Annotated in this window: 20 protein-coding genes; 3 read left to right on the top strand and 17 right to left on the bottom strand. The window is 61.5% G+C overall.

The annotated features are described in order from the left end of the window. Positions 1–45 precede the first annotated feature (45 nt). The 4 genes from AB0O81_RS09505 to AB0O81_RS09490 are packed head-to-tail and all read right to left on the bottom strand — an operon-like array spanning position 46 to position 3,355. Positions 46–861, bottom strand: a complete 816-nt coding sequence (locus tag AB0O81_RS09505; protein WP_363583595.1) for a sugar phosphate isomerase/epimerase family protein — start codon at positions 859–861, stop codon at positions 46–48. 8 nt (positions 862–869) lie between these two features. Further along, positions 870–1,853 (bottom strand): hydroxyacid dehydrogenase, encoded by a 984-nt coding sequence (locus tag AB0O81_RS09500; RefSeq protein ID WP_363583593.1) that lies wholly within the window; start codon positions 1,851–1,853, stop codon positions 870–872. Continuing rightward, on the bottom strand, positions 1,853–2,545 hold the full coding sequence (locus tag AB0O81_RS09495) for a GNAT family N-acetyltransferase (protein WP_363583591.1): 693 nt from the start codon (positions 2,543–2,545) through the stop codon (positions 1,853–1,855). Before AB0O81_RS09495 ends, AB0O81_RS09500 begins: the two co-directional genes overlap by 1 nt. A 15-nt stretch (positions 2,546–2,560) precedes the next feature. Beyond that, positions 2,561–3,355, bottom strand: a complete 795-nt coding sequence (locus AB0O81_RS09490; protein ID WP_363583589.1) for an alpha/beta hydrolase — start codon at positions 3,353–3,355, stop codon at positions 2,561–2,563. A gap of 61 nt (positions 3,356–3,416) precedes the next feature. On the opposite strand from AB0O81_RS09490, the gene AB0O81_RS09485 reads away from it, so the two are divergent. Continuing rightward, positions 3,417–4,742 carry a peptide synthetase gene (locus AB0O81_RS09485; RefSeq protein ID WP_363583587.1) on the top strand — a complete coding sequence of 442 codons (1,326 nt, stop codon included), beginning with the start codon at positions 3,417–3,419 and terminating at the stop codon, positions 4,740–4,742. Between the two features lie 86 nt (positions 4,743–4,828). Here AB0O81_RS09485 and AB0O81_RS09480 read toward each other — a convergent pair whose 3' ends face one another. Then, the gene (locus AB0O81_RS09480; protein WP_363583585.1) at positions 4,829–5,443 is read right to left on the bottom strand and encodes a GyrI-like domain-containing protein; all 615 of its coding nucleotides are present in this window, start codon (positions 5,441–5,443) and stop codon (positions 4,829–4,831) included. 34 nt (positions 5,444–5,477) lie between these two features. Then, complete coding sequence (locus tag AB0O81_RS09475; RefSeq protein WP_363583583.1) at positions 5,478–5,825, bottom strand: hypothetical protein; 348 nt, start codon at positions 5,823–5,825, stop codon at positions 5,478–5,480. Positions 5,826–5,912: 87 nt separating this feature from the next. On the opposite strand from AB0O81_RS09475, the gene AB0O81_RS09470 reads away from it, so the two are divergent. Beyond that, the gene (locus AB0O81_RS09470) at positions 5,913–6,434 is read left to right on the top strand and encodes a MarR family transcriptional regulator (RefSeq protein ID WP_363583581.1); all 522 of its coding nucleotides are present in this window, start codon (positions 5,913–5,915) and stop codon (positions 6,432–6,434) included. 39 nt (positions 6,435–6,473) lie between these two features. Here the strand turns inward: AB0O81_RS09470 and AB0O81_RS09465 are convergent, their stop codons facing one another. Together AB0O81_RS09465 and AB0O81_RS09460 are read right to left on the bottom strand one after the other, a co-directional pair. Then, positions 6,474–7,181, bottom strand: coding sequence for a mechanosensitive ion channel domain-containing protein (locus AB0O81_RS09465; RefSeq protein WP_363583943.1), 708 nt, complete (start codon positions 7,179–7,181; stop codon positions 6,474–6,476). 21 nt (positions 7,182–7,202) lie between these two features. After that, positions 7,203–7,376, bottom strand: a complete 174-nt coding sequence (locus AB0O81_RS09460; RefSeq protein ID WP_363583579.1) for a hypothetical protein — start codon at positions 7,374–7,376, stop codon at positions 7,203–7,205. A gap of 49 nt (positions 7,377–7,425) precedes the next feature. On the opposite strand from AB0O81_RS09460, the gene glsA reads away from it, so the two are divergent. Next, complete coding sequence (glsA, locus tag AB0O81_RS09455; protein ID WP_363583577.1) at positions 7,426–8,724, top strand: glutaminase A; 1,299 nt, start codon at positions 7,426–7,428, stop codon at positions 8,722–8,724. Positions 8,725–8,748: 24 nt separating this feature from the next. Here glsA and AB0O81_RS09450 read toward each other — a convergent pair whose 3' ends face one another. From AB0O81_RS09450 to AB0O81_RS09410, 9 genes are all read right to left on the bottom strand, one after another. Beyond that, positions 8,749–9,474, bottom strand: a complete 726-nt coding sequence (locus tag AB0O81_RS09450) for an ABC transporter ATP-binding protein (protein ID WP_363583575.1) — start codon at positions 9,472–9,474, stop codon at positions 8,749–8,751. Then, the gene (locus tag AB0O81_RS09445; protein WP_363583573.1) at positions 9,461–10,225 is read right to left on the bottom strand and encodes an ABC transporter ATP-binding protein; all 765 of its coding nucleotides are present in this window, start codon (positions 10,223–10,225) and stop codon (positions 9,461–9,463) included. The genes AB0O81_RS09450 and AB0O81_RS09445 overlap by 14 nt, the downstream gene beginning before the upstream one ends. Before the next feature lie 68 nt (positions 10,226–10,293). Continuing rightward, entirely contained in the window at positions 10,294–11,559 is a 1,266-nt protein-coding gene (locus AB0O81_RS09440; protein WP_363583571.1) for an ABC transporter substrate-binding protein, read from the bottom strand. Beyond that, complete coding sequence (locus AB0O81_RS09435; RefSeq protein WP_363583569.1) at positions 11,537–12,670, bottom strand: branched-chain amino acid ABC transporter permease; 1,134 nt, start codon at positions 12,668–12,670, stop codon at positions 11,537–11,539. The genes AB0O81_RS09440 and AB0O81_RS09435 overlap by 23 nt, the downstream gene beginning before the upstream one ends. Further along, entirely contained in the window at positions 12,667–13,530 is an 864-nt protein-coding gene (locus tag AB0O81_RS09430) for a branched-chain amino acid ABC transporter permease (protein ID WP_363583567.1), read from the bottom strand. The genes AB0O81_RS09435 and AB0O81_RS09430 overlap by 4 nt, the downstream gene beginning before the upstream one ends. Before the next feature lie 109 nt (positions 13,531–13,639). Beyond that, positions 13,640–14,311: a GntR family transcriptional regulator gene (locus AB0O81_RS09425; protein ID WP_363583565.1), complete on the bottom strand. Its 672-nt coding sequence runs from the start codon at positions 14,309–14,311 to the stop codon at positions 13,640–13,642. Positions 14,312–14,348: 37 nt separating this feature from the next. Further along, positions 14,349–15,266, bottom strand: coding sequence for a creatininase family protein (locus tag AB0O81_RS09420; protein ID WP_363583563.1), 918 nt, complete (start codon positions 15,264–15,266; stop codon positions 14,349–14,351). Then, on the bottom strand, positions 15,263–16,495 hold the full coding sequence (locus AB0O81_RS09415) for a Tm-1-like ATP-binding domain-containing protein (protein WP_363583561.1): 1,233 nt from the start codon (positions 16,493–16,495) through the stop codon (positions 15,263–15,265). Before AB0O81_RS09415 ends, AB0O81_RS09420 begins: the two co-directional genes overlap by 4 nt. 35 nt (positions 16,496–16,530) lie before the next feature. Next, a complete protein-coding gene (locus tag AB0O81_RS09410; protein WP_363583559.1) occupies positions 16,531–17,424 on the bottom strand; it encodes a sugar phosphate isomerase/epimerase family protein in 894 nt (297 codons plus the stop codon). Between the last annotated feature and the right edge of the window lie 21 nt (positions 17,425–17,445).

Here is a 17,445-nt window from a genome sequence, read left to right as displayed (position 1 = left end):
AGCAGACACCAGACACACCCTGACTCGGCGCCGCGAATGAAGTCCTCAGCTCTCGAGTTTGCGCATATACCTGGCGAACTGAGGGATCGCTGTCTCTGGTTCTGCGATCTCGGGGTGCCAGAATTTCTCCCACTCGAAACTGAAGAATCCGTCGAAGCCACTCGATTGCAACATAGTGACAACGCTCGCGATGGGCATTGTGCCCTCGCCGGTGAGAACATAGTCATGAGCCGGTCCGGCGCTAACAGCATCCCTGAGATGCACGTGCGCGATGAGCGGCTGAAGCAGCGCGTACGAGTCGGAGGGCTGCTCCCTCGCGCGCACGGTGTGCATGACATCCCAAATGACCCGCACGGTCTCGGGTACCCCCTGGGAAAGCACGGCGGCGAGCGCGCGCGCCTTCGACAACGTGCCGTGAGTCTCAACGGCCACCGTGACTTCACACTGTTCGGCCAGTTGAGCGAGCTGTGCGAGACCGTCTGCCACCTCACCGTAGGTGGATTCGGGTCTCGGGTGCTCGGGGGGCGGCCCAGCGAACACTCTCACCAAACCTGCGCCCAGCCGCGCTGCGAGGTCGAACGAGGTCTTTGCCGTCTCGATCTGGTCGTCGAGCGCGTCGCCGGCACGACCATTGATGTGCACGCTGGAGCCGAGGCATGCCACCGCGATGCCCGCATCCTCAAACTTCTCGCGGGTCTGTGCCACTTCGCGATCGGAGAATGCCGCGAGCGTCGTGAGATCTACGGTTCCCTGCGCGGCGCGCAACTCGACTCCGTCGTATCCATTGGCAGACGCGATCTCAATGATCTGGTCGATCGTGTACTCGGGCGAGCCGCGTGTGCTGAACGAGAGTTTCATCATGCGCACGCCTACGCCATCGTGTCGTATCGGTCTGCGGTTACAACCGAAACAAGCTGATCACCGCGCGCGAATCGCTCAATCTCATCGACCACCATTGCGCCCATCGCAAGCTGCGCTTGGCGTGTGATCGCGCCTCGGTGCGGCGTGAGTAATACGTTGCTCAAACCCCATAGCGGATCATCGAGCGGCAATGGCTCCTCGTCGAACACGTCGAGAGCCGCCGATATCCGGCCGCTGCGGAGCTCATTGACAAGTGCTGCGCTGTCGACGAGGGCGGCACGGGCCGTGTTGATGAGCGCACCGCCGTCAGGGATCAGAGCAAGTCTGCGCGCATCAACCATGCCGCGCGTCTCGTCGGTAACGGGAGCATGCAGCGCGACGAGCCTGCACGTTGCGAACAAGTCGTCGAGTGGTGCTGCGCACACCCCCAGCGCCTCTGCATCCGCCGCCGATAGGTACGGGTCATGCACCAACACCTCGGCGCCGAGCGCTCGAAGGTAGGCGATGTAGATGCGGCCTACTCTGCTCGCCCCCACGACCCCGATGCGCGTGCCAACGACCGAATCTCCCGTCGGGACCGCGATCGCCGCCGCCCAGTCTCGGCTGTCGGTCATATGCGTGGTCACGAGATGGAACCCGCGCAGCAGAGAAATGGTCTGCATCAAGCACAGTTCAGCGACCGACGGTGCCATCGCAGCGGCCGTCTGCGTTACTTGCACACCATCTTCAATGAGCGACTTCGGTACGAGAAACCGCACGGTTCCCCCGGTATGCGCTACCAGGCCCAGCGTGCCGCCTTCAGTGCGGCGGTCAGGGAGCCGTTGCGATTCCCAGCCAGTGATCACGACATCGGCGACGCAACGGTCTTCACTTCTTTCGACTCGGCGCACCTGACCGACCGCGCGCAGCCTGTCGCGAAGGTGCTCGTCAAAGAACTCAGACTCGCGTTGCGCAGAGAGGTCGAGAACGATATCGAGTTGCTTCGGAGCCATCAGCGCGCCACGACAAGGTAGCCGTGCTGGTCATCGAATCCGCCGATCACGAGCCCGTCCTGAAGCAAGCCGACGAATTCCTCGCGCACCCGGAATCGCCAGTCAGCAGCAGCACCGGGGTCTACGCGCCGAAGCTCCTCGATGTCGTGCGGGATCGGAATCGTCGTCACAACGCGATCGTCACTCGGCGTCGGCACCGGCGGCGACGCCAGTGCCCACGAGACCATGATGCGATCGGTTTCGTCACCTCGGTTCACGCCGTCATCCATCGGGCCGTAGTGATCTACGAGATACTCGGTGACGCGTGCACCAAGAGTGCGCAAGTTGAAGTGCGCGTTGCGAGCGACAAGCGGGTCGAACGTCCAGGTGATGTGGCCGACCTGCCTGGCAAGCGCCCACTCGCGCTGGTGCTGTTTGAGCGCACGGCCAAGCCCGTGCCCCTGCTGACCGGGAAGGACTCCGGTAATGTGCGAATGCATCGAACGCTCGCCGGGAGCCGCGAAGAAGGCAACCGAGGCGCCGATCATACGACCTTCGTCATAGAGACCCACCGCGTAGTTGCCCGAGTGTGCGAGCGCCCGCAGCAGATTCGGCGGCATTCCGCCGCGGTCGCCGCCCCAGACGTCGGCAAGGACCTGCGAGGCGGTGTGCACTTCGTCGACGGCTTCGAGCGGAAGAATCTGGATGCCCATGAAACCAGTGTGCACCTACCCGTGCGCCGCCACGCCCCCCATGATGACGTGCTCGGCGAATAAGCCGGGCCAAGCCATCACGCCGTAGGGCGTGCGGGCGACCACAATCCGACTGCCGTCGATGAGTTCGTGAAGGCGTGTCGCGGTGCGCACCGGGTGCGCAGGGTCGCCGCTCCACGCGAGTATCAGCGTCGGCGTAGCGATGCTGGCAACGGCTTCGCGGGCAGGGAAATCTGTCGCCGCTGCCCCGCGGAGCACGATGGGCAGCAGCGCATCTGAAATCTCAGGGCCACTCTGGGGCGCATCGGCGAGCGCCGGCGGCACAGGAGCGGTGTCACCCAACTCGATAAACGCTGACAGCCCATGGCTCTCGATCAGCGAGGCGCCTAGCCGATAGTGCTCGGCCTGGGCGACGCGCGACTTGTAGGCGGTGGGCGGCACGACGAGGGTCAGCGTGCTGAATCGCTCGGGATCACGCACCGCCGCATGCAGCAATGTGCCGGTTCCCATCGATGGACCGACGGCGTGCACGGGTTCCCCAGGGGCGACGTGATCCAGCAGCGTCAGCAGATCGTCGGCGAGCGCGTCCCAGCCGTAGTCTGCTTCAACGCTCGACCCTGTAGAGCCGCCGTGGCCGCGTGCGTCGTAGCGCAACACCCGATGTTCACGAAGAGCACGCCCGAGGTCAAGGCCCATGTGCGCGTCGCGAGCACGTGAAGATGTCAGTCCGTGAAGTTGCACGACAAGCGGGCCCGCATCGCCGGTGATGTCATAGTCGATTCGCGCGTTCGAGACGTCGAGTGTGGGCATGATCCTCCAGCGAGCGCTCTGCGAAATGCTGTGTAACGCGGTGCACCTAGACTACGGCGCAATGCGCTTGACAAATATCGCCCAAATGGTGCTCCCCCACGGCCGGGTGCACAGCTACGCCGTCATCACGAACGGCGCGGTCGATGGCGCCCTTCCGGTGTCGTTCGATCAAGGCCGCCACGTCGGCGAAGGCGATCGTGCAGGGTCGTGGATGGCACTCGCCGCGCGACTCCCTGCCGATGTGACACGCCAATCAATCGGCGAGGCGTGGATGGCGGTCGTTGCACGCCATGACACGCTGCGCACGGCTTTCTCACTCGACGGCAGCACCCTTGCCCTGAACCGCATCACCGTCACGAGCGGCGCATGGCATGAGCACGACGTCCCGGCAGGTGCACCCACCCGCGAAGTTGTGCGCGCCATACTCGACGCGAATTGTCGCCCGTTCGCTGCGCCGTCGCACCGAATCTGCCTGATCGAACCCGACGAATCAGCATCCGACCCTCGCCCGGCGCTGGTCATCGCCAGCGACCATTCACACGTCGACATGTGGTCACTGCTCGTGCTCCTGCGCGATCTTACGATCGAGCTCGATCCATCTTCTGAGCCGATGGATGCTGCCTCGCCATTCGCTGAACACACCGCAGCGCTCGAACAGATGCCCGCGGCGCCCGCCAGCGTCGCTGAGCGTTGGCATGAGCTTCTGGCAGCAGGGGATGACCTGATGCCCGTCTTTCCCCTTTCGCTCGGCGATATCTCAACCGCGCGGCAAGAGGTGGTTGAAGTGCGCGATGTGCTCGACAGCGCAGGAGTGCAGCGTTTCACCGCCCGCGCCGAGCTGAACGGGGTTCGACTGATCTCGCTCGCTGTCAGCCTGATCGCGACGGTTACTCGAGAGATGACCGGTGCGCCGTTGCGAGCGGTGTTTCCCGTGCACAGCAGGCATGACGTTCGCTGGCATGACTCCGTCGGGTGGTTTATCACCAACGCTATCCTCGAGTGCGCTGATCCCGAGTCGGCAACGGCAGCGGTCAAGGAAGCCATCACGCTCGGCTCCTACCCGCTCGCTCCGATCCTCGAGCCCTACGGCGGCATGCCCGCGACACCCGGGATGTTCGCGTTCTCGTGGCTCGACACCCGCAGGTTGCCTGTGCAGGTCTCGCCCGAGTACGAAGTGCAGTACGTATCGGCCGTGGTCCCCACCGACGGCGTGATGATCTGGTTCATCGTGAATGACACCGGCCTGCACTTGCGCTGTCGGTATCCCGATACGCCGGAAGCGCGCAAGAACGTGGGTGCGTGGATCGATGCCGTTCAGTCCAGCATCCACGATGCGAGCCTCGCTCCCGCGACGACGCTGAGGGACCTGGTGACAGATAGCCTGTGACGATGGGCAGATTCTCGCGCTGCCTCTGAGCGGCATCCCTCGTTGCCTGAATAGCCCCAGTCGAAAGCAACGCGAGCGTCAGCGAGCTAGGCGTTTCGCACCGGCTGACGCAAAATTGTGCGCAGCTTGGCGGGTTCGACTCGACGGAAGTCGCTGAGGTAAATCTCGTGGTGCTTTCCCGTCATCGCGAATCCGTGTTCGGGGATGAACCGATCGTGCATCTCGGCGAGCACGCTCGCCTCGTCGTCGAAGGAGCCGACATGCAGCGTCTGCACGCAACGTGATTCCGCGAACGTCTCGAGTCGCACCTCGTCAAGCTTGGCCGGCCGATCTTTTTTACGCGCGATCTTTGCGATTGCCGCATCGAACATCTCTCGCGTGGTCCAATCGGGAACCATGATCAGGAGCGTCCACTCCCACTGCGACTTATCGCGATTGGTGGTGAACGATGACATGTCATCAGCCCACCACAAACCTTCAAGCGGCATAACGACGTAGTCGCGATCGAGGTCGTTCTTGCTCGCGAACTTCATCGCGTACGCCACCGGGTAAAGTGCGCCGATCGCGGTGGCAAACTCGGGGTTCAGCGGCGCGCCATGACCATCGATCGCAAGGTACTGCGCCTCAGGCACGTCAACAACGCGAAACACGTTCGCCTTGGCTCGGTACGAGTCGAGGCTCTTCTTGAGATCGACCTTCACGCGCCCGAGAATACCGGCTCAGCGGCGCTACGAGCTACGCCACGCGTCTGAGATCGCCTCGCCGCTCGATGTCAGCTGAAGAATCAAACTCGCTGAAGTCGATCGCGAGACCAGTCGACGAATTTGCTCGTCTCGCGAAATCTTGCAGCAACTCCTGGTCCAATGGTGCAGCCGCTTCTTCTTCGAAGACGAAGCGCATGGGGATCGCCGGATGAATCCAGATCGTGGATCGTCCACGCACCTGATCGGCAGTGTGCTTCCAGGTGAACGAGAAACTCTCACCCCGCCGCAGCTTTGATGCGAAAAGAACTTTCAGGTGACTAAGAGCGTGGTCGGGGATGGTGATCGGCTCGATGTCGTTGCCATAGAAGAGCGCGCCCATGTGAAACTCCTCGCAGAGGATGATTTTGTCTTGATGAGAAAGCTACTAGACAAACTAGCAATAAGCCAGATGGGATATGTTTAATCAATGGTGAACGATGATTCCACCGGTTCCGGCTACTGGTACGACACCGGTCGAGACCAGCAGATCGAACGAGGACGCCGCGTGCTTGAGGCGATGCGTGTTTGTCGTGCTGCTGACGTAGCCATGCGCAGGCGCACTCGCAATGAGATGGCGATGGGCGACAACGAGCTTCTCGCACTGCGGCTCATTCTGCGCCAAGACGGCAAAGGCACTCCCACCACGCCCTCCGAAGTCGCCAACTACCTAGGCATCACTACGGCGTCTACGACGAGCCTCCTGGACCGACTCGAAAGCTCTGGTCACGTGGTGCGCAGCCCTCACCCCACAGACCGGCGCCGGGTGGTGCTTCACCCCACCGAACGCACGAACGATGAGGTCCGCAAAACCCTCGGTGAGATGCACAAGCGGATGATGGATGCTACTCATGGCCTCTCTGATGATGACGCGGTAGCCATCGTGCGCTTTCTCGAATCCATGACGCAGGCGGTCGATGAGATCGACTCGCACCCGGATAGCGTCGCCTAGAGCGACCCCGAGCATCCCCCCGACTGGAAAAACTCGAGGTCAGGGGGAAGAATCCTCAGCGAATCCCGCAGATCTACGCGCCTCTTTGTCGTGCAAGCCGAACAAGCCACGCACATTGAGATCTCGCTGAGGGAACGGGATTTCAATGCCGTTCGCGATGAGGGCGTCGTGTAGCGCCCAGTTGTAGGCGGCAACGACCCCCGCTGTCCTCTTCGTTGCTTCGGGATTGAGCCACACCACGAGTTCGAAGTTGAGCGAACTCTCACCAAAATCGGTCAGCCACACCTGCGGACTCAACGGCCCGTCGAGGCCCAACGTAAACGGCACCGCCTCGGCAGCTTCGAGCGCTGCCTTCTTCGCGGTGTCTTTGTCGGTGCCATAGGCAACACCAAACGGCACGTGCAGGCGCCTCTTCGCATCACGGTGCGTCCAGTTGACGACACGACCGTTCACAAACTCCGAGTTCGGCACAAGAATGTCGATGTTGTCGTTTGTGACGATTGCAGTCGCCCGCATTTTGATGTCGCGCACCTCGCCGGTGACTCCCGACTCGAGCTCGACGAAGTCACCCACAGTCAACGACTTATCGAGCAGGAGCACAACGCCCGAGATGAAATTGGCAAAGAGGGTTTGCAAGCCGAAGCCGAGTCCCACGCCGACCGCGCCCGCGATCAGTGAGAACTCGCTGATCGAAACGCCCATGAATGAGACCGCGACGAGCACCCCGATGACCAGCACTGTGTACATCACCAGGCGGGACAGGGTGTACTAGGTTGACGAGTGCACGGTGTTCTGGCGACGAGAGTGCCGCAGAATCAGGTGCCGAAGCACGAGCGCCAGCACGACCGTGACGGTCAAGATGCCGACGGCGCCCAGCACACCCGAAACACTCAGTGATGTTCCGAGAACATCAAAAGCGGGTGATTGGCGGCGACCGGGCATGGGTAGAGCCAACCACGAAACGATGCCCGCTGCACCATAAGCTGACCATATGCCCGCGAGCGACCAAGCCCCTCACACTCCCTCCCCGCAAGGGAGAGCGCAGCATCCAGATTCCTCGCCATCGGCTGAGCGCCCGAAACCTCTCCATCTCGCACTCAACTCCGTATTCGAACGAGTGCGATCGCTGAAGGATGGTGAAGTTGCTTCGTACATTCCAGAGCTAGCGAGAGAAAACCCAGACCAAATGGGAATTGCTCTAGCCAGCGTGCGCGGCACGACACATGAGATGGGCGATAGCGCCGCTGAGTTCACGATCCAGTCGGTATCGAAGCCCTTCGTGTTCGCCCTCGCGCTCGAGCAGCTTGGGCTTGCCGAGGTGACCACTCACGTCGGTCTCGAGCCCAGCGGTGAACCGTTCAATGCAATTAGCCTCGAAGAGGCCTCCGGGCGCCCACTCAACCCGATGATCAATGCAGGTGCGATCGTGACCACGTCGCTCATCACGGGAGACACCGCGGCTGACAAGTTCGAGGTGATCCGCCGAGGCCTATCGGCGTTCGCTGGACGCACACTCACCGTCGACGAGGCTGTGTTCGAATCTGAAGTCGAAACCGGAGACCGCAATCGCGCCCTCGCCTACCTCGCCAAATCGGCGGGAACACTCGCATCGAGCGCTGAAGTTGCCACGCGCGCATACTTTCGGCAGTGTGCAATGGGCGTCAACGCCCGCGACCTCGCCATCATGGCCGCCACCCTCGCCGGCGGAGGCGTGAACCCGATCACCCGCGAGAGGGTCGTCAGCGAAAACGTCGCACGCTGGACCATGGCGGTGATGACCAGCTGCGGAATGTACGACGCGTCCGGCGAGTGGCTCGTGCGTGTGGGGCTCCCTGCCAAAAGCGGTGTCGGCGGGGGTATCGTCGCCTTGCAACCTGAGCAGTTTGGCATCGGCACGTTCAGTCCACGCCTCAACGACCGCGGCAACAGTGTGCGCGGCGTTGCGATGCTCGAAGAACTCAGCCAGCGCTTCGGGCTGCACATGCTCGAGCATCGTGCCGAACCCCTTTCGCCGATAGGGGAGATCTCTCGTGCCGGAGACAGCGCCGACGACGACGTCTCGGCACACCTTCGCGGCGACCTCAAATTCGGTGATGCCGAGCATGTGCTCACTGAACTGCTTCCTGAGCTTGAGTCGGGAGGCACACTGACCCTCGACTTCGGCGCAGTCACGCGCGTCGGCGCCCCTGCCGCGCGACTTTTTCGGTGGGCTGAGGCTGGCGCACGCCCCACCGACGCGGGTAAACGCCGGCTCGTGCTTCACGACCCGGAGCACGTATTGGGCGACTAGTTCTGCTGGCCCGTGGCGTTGCTTCTAGGCCGCATCCGATGCTGCGACGCCGAGATATCGCGCTTGCGCATCTGCATCATGTGCAAGCACATCAGACGCAAGGTCTGCTGCGATGCGTCCGTTGACCATCACCAGAACGCGCGGGCACAATTCAACTGTGAACCGCAGGTTCTGCTCGATCAGCAACACCGCCTGTCCTTCGGCGACGAGCATTCGCAAAGTGTCGGCGAGGTGATCCACGATCGCGGGCGCTAAGCCCTCGCTGGGCTCGTCCATGACCAGCAGCTTCGGATCGGTCAACAACGCGCGCCCGATCGCAAGCATCTGCTGCTCACCGCCCGAGAGCTCAGCGCCCCCGTTGCGCTTGCGCTCGGCGAGACGAGGAAAGAGCTCATAGATGTCTGACACGCTCCACCGGCGGGAACGAGCACCGCCCACCATGGTGAGATGTTCGTGAACGGTCAGCGATGGAAAGATGCGGCGGCCTTGAGGCACGTAGCCGATACCTGCTCGGTTGACCTGAGCGGGCTTTCGACCCGCAATGTCAACTCCTGCAAAATCGATCTTGCCGGAATCCAGCGGCAACATTCCGGTGAGCGCTTGAGCAAGCGTCGATTTTCCCATGCCGTTGCGGCCGACCATACCCAGCGGCTCTGCGCCCATCTCGAAGGCCACATCTTGAAGAATATGAACGCGTCCGTAAGACACATTGAGTCCTGACACTGTCAAGAGCGGCTCATGCGACGTCATCGAGGGAACCTCCGAGGTAGATCTCGCGAACTCGTTCGCTGCTGCGAATCTCGTCGGGTGTGCCCTCGAGAATCTTTTCCCCGTCGTGCATCACCACCACGCGATGCGCGACGGCCAAAGCGATGTCCATATCGTGCTCAATAAGAATGAGGCTGACCTCTGCGGGCAGCTCGCGCAGAATCTGAATAAGCCGGCTTCGCTCTGCGGGCGAGAATCCTGCGGCGGGCTCATCGAGCATCAGCACCTTGGGCTGCAGAGCGAATGCCATCGCCAACTCGAGCTGGCGTTGCTCGCCATGAGACAGATCCGCCACAATCGCCTCGCGAACCGCGCCAAGGCCCACTCGTGCCAGCAGCCGATCGACCCGCTCCCAGCGAAGGGTGTCGCGGGTGACATGCCAGAGCATCCCGCCGGTGAACTCGCGGCCGCCGAGCGCGACGTAAACGTTTTGCGCCGCGGTCATCTGGTCGAACAACTGCGAGGTCTGAAATGTGCGAGCGACTCCCAGCCGGGCACGGTGCGCGGCAGACAGTTTTGAAATGTCACGGCCGAAGTAGTTGACCGTTCCTGTCGTGGCGGGAACCGTGCCGGCGATGCAATTGAACAGAGTCGACTTGCCAGCACCGTTCGTACCGATCACGCTGACTCTTTCGCCGTCTCCCACTACCAAGTCAATCGGGCGCATTGCCTTGAGCCCGCCATAGCTCTTGGATAGTCCAGTCACCCGCAGCGCGGGGGTCTGATCCGTCATCGCCGCTCCTTTCTTCGTGTGGGTGTGAGTAGCCGGGCGGGGTCATTGACCCCGCCCGGCTGAACCTGCTACGGGCAGGTGTCGAAGCGGTCGTACGTGACCGTTCCCTGTGTGACTCCGGTTGCCTCGCTGATCGTGTTCAGGCCCAAGGCGTCGCCGTCGGCGGTGACCTCGACAATGAAGTTGTCAACGATGCCCTGGTTGTTCTCGTCAACCGTGATGTTGCCCGTGGGGCTGTCCCAGTCGGTCGCCGACAACGCGGACTGCAGGTCGGCCTGGTCTGCACCGAGATCAGCACCCGTCGCTTCGATGCCCATGAGCAGCGGAACGATCGAGTTGTAGGGCAGGATCGCAAAGATGCCGGGGCTCGGGAATTCATCCGTGAGCGCCGTGTAGGCATCGGAGAACTCAACCCAGTTCGGGTTGTCGTAGCCAGCACCCGGTACAGGGCCGCCCGCGATCATTCCCGCTGCAGCGCCGGCGAGGTTCGAGTCGCCTGACAGCGCGGTCGTGTCGACGGCGATCGTTCCACCGACGAGCGGCTTCGCAACGCCAGCAGTCACTGCCTGTGAGAGGAAGCTGGCCGCATCGGCGCCACCGAGTCCCACGTACACCGCGTCGGTTTCGTCGGGAATCGTCGAGATGATTGTTGCGTAGTCGGTCGTTCCTACCGGCACCCAGCTGGTTCCAGTGATTTCGCCACCGGCGGCACAGAACTCTGAGAAGAAGCCACCCGCGTTGTCGTACGGGAACGAGTAGTCCTCCGCGATCAAGTAGATGTTCTCGTACCCCTTGTCATCGTGAGCGTAGGTGCCCACGCCGCCCATCCACATGGCCGAGTCGCCGAAGAATCGGTAGACGTTCGTTGCCCCTTCGAGCGTGAGACCAACGGGGCTTGCCGCAGAGATCACAAAAGTCTTCTCGGGCACCGTGAGCGCGTACTGCACGACGGCTTCACCCTCGTCACCCGACACCGGGCCGAAGACGATGTCGACGTCGTCGTTCTCGACAAGCTTTTTGGCCTTGGTCTGCGCGGTACCGCTGGTTCCGTCGGTGCCTTCATAGATGAACTCGACCTCGACGTCGCCGACGGTACCGCCGCTGGAGTCACCGCCGTATGCCTGCATAGCGATTTCAATCGCGCGCTCGGTCTCGTCCATCGCGAAGGCGAGTGAACCCTCGGTAATACCGAGAACGCCAATCGTCAGCGTGCCGTCTCCGCCATCCGACGAGTCGTCGCTGCCGCCGGCGCATCCCGTGAGGATGAGCGCCGAGGACGCCGCAACGGCCATGGCTCCGAGAAACTTCTTGTTAGGACTGTTTGTCAGCCTCATTGCTGTTTCCTTTCTTGATTGCATGACCTTCTGTGGGAGCAAAGGTCTCTGCTGCAGACGAGGGTTCGTCCGCGACATTGTCGGCTCCTGTGCTGGAGCCATGGGTTTTCTTGCGCTTCGACAGTCGGTTTCTCACCTGTTCGGCGATGCCTGCCAGTCCTGCCGGAGCGAAGTAGAGAACGATGATGAAGATGAGTCCGGTGAGCGTGAGGTAGCGCTCGGTGACGTCGCCGGCGAAGTTGTCGAGCAAGGTCAGGAAGATCCCGCCGAGGAAGACCCCGCCAAGCGAGCCGATGCCACCGATTACTGCCACGACCAGGATGTCGAGCGTTGCGCCCAGGCTCACGATGTCTGGGTCGACCTGCGAGCGATCGAAGGCCAGCACCACCCCGCCCACCGATGCAATGAAACCCGCAAAGGTCACCGCGGCGACTCGGTAGCGAACCACGCTGTAGCCGAGGGCGCTCATGCGCTCTGGGCTGTCCCGAATGCCTTGCAGCGCATACCCGAACGGCGTCGAGGCCACGTAGCGGCAGAGCAGGTAGCACCCAATAGCTGCCGCCAAGACCGTGTAGTAGAAGACGTTCAGGTCGCGGAAGTCGATGAAGCCCCAGTCGCTGCGTGGAATGGGAGCGAGGCCTCGGCGGGCATTAGTCACTTCGATCGCTTGCGACGCCCACGAGTAGAACACTTGCCCGAGAGCGAGCGTAATCATCAAGAAGTAGATCGCCTTCGTGCGGGCAGCGACGAGAGCGGTCACCAGTCCAGCAAGCGTGCCAGCCAGCAGCCCGATCGCGATGGATGCCGTATCGGACCATCCCAGCGTCACCGCTGCGTAGCCCACTCCATAGGCCGCAACTCCGGCCATGGTCATCTGAGCGAGAGACAGCAGCCCAACGTACTTGTTAAGAAAGACCAGACTCATCGCGATGATGCCTAGCCACAGGCTTTTGATACCGATATTCGAGACCCAGAATCGCGGGCGGTCTACCAAGAATGGGAAGGCGATCGCCAGAGCGATAACAACGACCCAGAAGATCCACATGTATGAGCGCCGGCGAGGCTTTGACGCTCCGGTGAACGTGTCGTTTTGCTGATCGATGGCGGTCATGCCTTCCTCCCCATCAGACCCTGAGGCCGCACGGCGAGCACAACCACCATGAGCGCGAAGGTGACGACAAGCGAGTAGGTCGGTATGTAGACCAGCGCGAACTGCGACACCAGCCCCACGAGAACTGATCCGATTGCCGCACCGACAATCGAGCCCATCCCGCCGACAATCACCACGACAAGCGAGAACAGCAGGTAGGTGCCATCTTGACCAGGCAGCAGGGGAAACAGCGACCCGCCCACAGTTCCGGCGAACCCGGCCAGTGCTGAGCCGACGACGAAGATGATCGCGAAGACCTTGCCAATCGACACGCCTGTTGCTGCGGTCATCGCGCTGTCATCAACACCAGCCCGCACAATCGAACCGAATCGGGTCTTTTGAATAACCAGCCAGATAGCAATACCAATGACGATGGCAAGACCAAGGATCACCAGCCGAAGCAGCGGGTATGGGCTGGACAGGAACGGGAGGTCAACGCCGACCGAGAGCCATGCCGGCACGGGAACCTGAGTTGCCGTGCCACCGAAGACAGCGAACATCAAGTCCGCCCCCACGATCGACACGCCCAGGGTGATCAAGGCGACGCGCATGTCGTCGTCTTGAAAGCGCTTGATCAGCACCTGGTGGATAAACAGCCCCACCAGACCCACGGCAGCAGCGGCAACGATTGCGCCGAACAGCCAGTTGCCGGTCGCGCGGACCACAACGTAGCCGATGTAGCCACCGAGCAGATAGCTCGTTCCGTGCGCCATTGTGATCACGCGCATCAGGCCGAAGATGAGCGACAGCCCACTCGCGACCAGAAAATATACGGCAGCCAAGGTCAAGCCGTTCAATGCGACTTGCAAGAACTGATCCATCTCACCTCACTTCTTCGTGTGTGTTCAATAGAGGACACGTCGTCGTATTCCTTCTTGTATACAACTATAGATATGTCTTTCCAATAGCGAAATGGCAACGTTTAGATTGCTATTCGCCGAAGAAGACCGAGGCGGCCTCGAGCTTTTCGAGAATGCTCACCCGCATGTGCCCAATGTGCTTCGCTACCGCGGGCGGGATCGCATCGGTGTCTCGCGCCACGATCGCCTCGGCGAGCTCCATGTGTTCAGCGGAGCAGCCCACAAGGCGATCCTGAGCGGACGCAGCACGGGTCCAGAATCTTTGAATCCGCCGCCGGGTGTGCTTCACCGTCTCAGAGACGAGCTGGTTTCCGGCCACCTGGTTGACGACCCGGTGAAAGCGCAAGTCAGCATCTGACCATGCCTGCCTATCTCCCGCCGCGGCCGCTTCGACCATGGCTTCGACAGTTTCGATGATGAGCGCTGATACCTCAGCGTCGTGCTCCTGCGCAGCCTTCATGAAGATGTAGGTGTCCAGCACCTGCAGGAGGTCACACGCATCGTTAACCTCGCGCGGCGTCAAAGTCGACACCGAGAAGCGAGCGTTGTCGGTGCGCTTGACCAATCCCTCGGTTTCAAGCCGTTGCAGCGCTTCACGCACCGGGGTGCGAGAGAGGCCGAGATGGGTCGCAATGCGATTCTCTGACAGTGGCGCACCAGAGGCCAGCCGGAAGGCGGTGATTTCCGCGAGCAGCCAGTCATAGGCCACATTCACTCGTGACGCAGAATCTGCTATCGACATCGCGTCCACCGCCTTCCCACTGTTCAACATTCTCTGATCACATCGTACGGTCGATAAATTCGCGCGTGTGCACGTTGACATCGACCTTCTGCAGCTCGATGATGCCCCGCGCGACGTGCTCGCTGTACCGGCGGAAAGCCTCTTCGCCCTTCTCGGCAGTGGCTCGCATTGGGTTTCCGATGATGCCGTTCTCGACGAATTCATGGTGATCCATCGGGAAGGTGAAGTACTGATAACCCTCAAACTCCGTGTCGGGCATGCCGTCGTTCTTCTTGAACGCGTCCGGCAAGAACGCCGGCGTGTGAGCTCGAGTGTCGACCGCGCGCTCCATACGGACCAAGTCCGGGTTCCACGCGAGATCCTGTGAGGTTTCCAGTTCGCTGGAGTGCCAACCGGGAGTTTCCTCGGGCGGGTTCTCCATCAGGCCCGCGAGAATGCCTTCATAGCGCTCCATAAAGGGCTTCACGAACGAAATCAACGCGCCGGTCTCATAGCGAAGCTTGCGCAGTACCGGGTCTACGACCTTGGTGTTCGAGCCATGACCATTGATGAAGATGATGCGGCTGAAGCCATGATGAATCAGGCTGCGGGCAACGTCGTTCATGAGATTAAGCAACGTGCTCGCGCGAAGCGTGATCGTGCCACGGCCTTGGCCCACACCGTACATGTGCTGTGGCGAGTAGCCTGCCCACAGCGGTGGCGTGTGAAGCACACCGATCTGCTCCGAGATGCGGTTGGTGATCTCAACCGCAGTGATCGTGTCGGTGTAGAGCGGAAGGTGGGGTCCGTGCTGCTCGGTGCTCGCCATCGGCACTAGGATCGTGTCCTTCGTCTTGAGGTACTCCTCGATGTCGACGTAAGACAGGTCTGCCAGGTTCCACGAGCGGAACTTGTCGCGGAAGTCCTGGTCTCCTTCGGTGAGGTGCGGAACGCGACGTTCTGGACGTTCGGTCATGACTGCTGCTCCTTTGTATAGAGGGCGTGAAACGCATCTGCGGCCAGGCGGCCAAGCGCGGGGTCGTTGGAGTGAAGAGGCACGGTTTCTACCTCGATGTCGGGTCGGAGATCATTGCGGACGGAGTCGAGGAAGCGCGCGTCGGCGTCGGGATCCCAGAAGACCCCATCGGGTGTGCTGGGAATCGATAGGCCTTCGGTGGGAACGATGACGCGCACGGGTGCGGTGGACTCGTTGAGGCGCTCGGCGAAAATGGCGCCCACTTGGGCCATCTCATCGGCCGACGTGCGCATCAGCGTGTACTCGGGATTGTGCTCGTAGAGGGGTCGATCGCGGTGCCGCTCGGGGATGGCGTCTGAGGCGAACACCGAGAAGTCAACGCACGCGGGCAAAACCACCTGCGGCACGCCCGCACGCCCGACGCGGCGTAGCCGCTCCGGACCCGCATCGTGAATACCGCCGGTGAGATGGTCAACGATCTCGTTCGTCGTGTAATCGATCACTCCGATGAGATGGCCAGCCTCAGCGAGCTGCTCCATTGAGCGTCCCCCGACGCCGCTGGAGTGAAACACCACACCTTCGTACCCAAGCTCGGCGAGCCGATCTTTGGCCGCGCCCACCGCAGTCGTGGTGTTGCCGAGCATCGTCATTCCGACGCACTTCGATGTAGATTTCGGCGGCGGCAGCACGTGCCCGTGTTGCAGCATTCCAGCCATCGCGGCGGCCGCATTGTCGAACACAGTGGTCGCAATTGCGTTGAGGCCAAGGATGTCGACGACGGAGTGCATGACGAGCACGTCAGTCGTGCCGACGTAAGGACCGAATTCATGTCTTCCCGAGGCCGTCGGAGCGATCACGATCTTCGGAACACCGATCGGCAACGTGTGCAGAGCTGCGGCTCCCATGACGACCCCCACGCCCCCCACCGCGATGCCGCCGGCGATCTCTTCCCGCGCCCAGAGCTGCGACACGTAGTCGATCACAAACTGCCGCATCAGTCCGACAGCATCACCCCGAGTACCCGCATGCTGCAGTTGCTCAAGGGTGATACCGCCGAACTGGGCGAGGTCGCTGTGCGACACATCGGGAGTGATCCCCACAGGTTCGCCCAGAATGCCGGTGTCGATAACGACGGACGGTACATCAAGGTCAGCGAGGCGGTCGCGCAGATAGGCGACCTCGGGACCCTTCGTATCGAGGGTCGCGATCAAGGCGACGGGGAGGTTCACAGGGATGCTCCGTTGCAGGGTGAACGAACAGGGGATTACTGCGTGAGAGGCAGCAGGGTTTCGGAGTTGACCTTCACAAGCCAGTCGTAGTACTCCTCGGTGAGGATCGAGGATCCGTGATCAATGATGAACTTCAGCTGCTCTTCATCGATCTCGAGACCTTCGAAGTTGGTTTCCAGCGCGTTCGGGTATTTGTTCGCGGGCGTACGGTCAACCGGTGCAACAAACTCAGCGGTGAGGGCGCCGTCGTAGCCCACCTCACGCAACACGCTGACGAACTGCTTCCAGTCGTAGTCGCCATAGCCAGCAGGCATCCGGTTGTTCTCAGCGACGTGGACGTCTACGAGCTTGTCACCGACCAGACGGATCGCGTCGTAGAGATTCTCTTCTTCGATGTTGATGTGGAAAGCATCCAGCACGACACCGAGGTTGGGACCGACCGCATCGCACAACGCAAGCGCCTGCTCAGCGCGAGTAATGAGGTACGACTCGAAGCGGTTCAGCGGCTCGACGCCCACCTTCACGCCCTTTGACTCCGCGAATTCGTAGATCTCCTTTGTGCCCTCAACCAGCCACTGCCATTCGTTCTCGGGCGTCGAGTCGGGCACCACCTTGCCGACGGTCCCCGGCACATAGGTGAGAATCTGGCCATCCATGTCGTGAACCATCTGAATGCAGTCCTTGACGTACTGCACGCTCGAGGCCCGCATGGCTTCATCAGCTGACTGCATGTTGCGCTTGTCGACCATGAGAGTCACGGCGCCCCAGCACTCGAGACCATAGTGGTCCAGCAGCCCGCGCACGTGCTTTGCATCGTACTTTTCGGGCTCACCACTGATCTCGATGCTCTTGTAGCCGTACTTGGCCAGGCGAGCAATCGTGGTTTCGATCGGCTCTTGGCGCATCCAGTTGTGCATTGACAGGTGCATCTAACTCTCCTTTGAGTGTGT

Origin of the sequence: Microbacterium sp. NPDC076911 (assembly GCF_040687125.1) — a bacterium.
Classification (GTDB): domain Bacteria; phylum Actinomycetota; class Actinomycetes; order Actinomycetales; family Microbacteriaceae; genus Microbacterium.
The sequence above is the reverse complement of the archived record's forward strand: the minus strand, read 5'-3'. Positions and strand labels throughout refer to the sequence as shown.